This window comes from Oleiphilus sp. HI0061 (genome assembly GCF_001635675.1).
In genome coordinates this window covers 1-1,148 of sequence record NZ_LWFE01001675.1, presented here as the reverse complement: position 1 = coordinate 1,148, position 1,148 = coordinate 1, and the positions used below count along the sequence as shown (strand labels likewise).

The following is a 1,148-nucleotide window of genomic DNA, read 5'->3' as shown; positions in this document are numbered from 1 at the left end:
TACGTCACCGTTGTCAGCATATCAGGTCTGTAGACGGTGTTGATTATATCAATGACTCAAAAGGAACGAATGCGGGTGCAGCCCAAACAGCCATTAGCAGTATTGGTGCGAATTTAGATGGAAAGGTACTGCTAATTGCCGGAGGCGATAGTAAAGGTGCTGATATTTCCGGCTTGCTCGAGCCTATGCAAAAGTTTGGGAAACTGGCGCTGCTATTTGGACAGGATGCGGAGTTAATAGAAGCTGTTTTAAAAGATAAGGTTGAAACGCTTCGTGTTGCTAACCTGGAGCAGGCAGTTCAACAAGCCAAGGCGCGGGCAGAAGAAGGTGACGCTGTGTTGTTGTCTCCAGCGTGCGCAAGTTTCGATATGTTCAAAAGTTACGAGCAGCGAGGCGATATGTTTGAGCAGGAGGTTTTGGCCTTATGACACTTTCTATCGCTAGAGCTGGCATGCCTGGATTGCTGCAAAGCAAAGACTCGCTTCGCATTGAACCACGTACAGATCATGTCATGTTGTTCGTTAGTGTTCTATTGCTGCTGACTGGCTTGATTATGATTGCATCGGCTTCGGTAGATATTGCGGATGCCAGAAATGGAAACCCATTTCACTATGTGATTCGCCACGGCATTTTCATTGTCTTGGGTTGTATCGCCGGCGTATTTACTTACCAGTTGCCATCTTCGTGGTGGCAGAAGACTGGCTGGCTTGCGCTGAGTTTGTCTTTACTAATGCTTTTGGTGGTCATTCTCCCAGGCGTTGGTAAAACAGTTAATGGCAGTACACGCTGGATTAGTTTAGGTAGCTTGAATTTTCAGCCTTCTGAATTGGCGAAGCTTTTGTTGGTGGCTTATCTCGCAGGCTATTTAGTGAGACGTTTAGATGAGGTGCGTACAACATGGTGGGGCTTTGCAAAGCCGATGTTGGTCTTGGCTTTGGTTGCCTTATTGCTGCTTAGTGAGCCGGACTTAGGTTCTACCGTTGTAATTGGTTGTGCCTTTCTGGGAATGATTTTCCTCAGTGGTGCGAGATTAGGGCAGTTTATTATTCTGATTCTAGGCTGTTTAGCATCTGTGGCCTTACTGATTTATTCGCAGCCCTACAGATTAAAGCGTTTAGTGGGCTATACCGATCCTTGGGCAGATCCCT

Annotated in this window: 2 protein-coding genes; both read left to right on the top strand. The window is 46.7% G+C overall.

What is annotated here, in order from left to right; translation table 11 throughout:
* Positions 1-428, top strand: a 428-nt coding sequence (locus A3735_RS31455; RefSeq protein WP_369820563.1) for a glutamate ligase domain-containing protein, incomplete at its 5' end; no start/stop codon positions are given.
* The coding region (locus A3735_RS25895) for an FtsW/RodA/SpoVE family cell cycle protein (RefSeq protein ID WP_231882658.1) at positions 425-1,148 on the top strand (724 nt) is incomplete at its 3' end. The genes A3735_RS31455 and A3735_RS25895, both read left to right, overlap by 4 nt.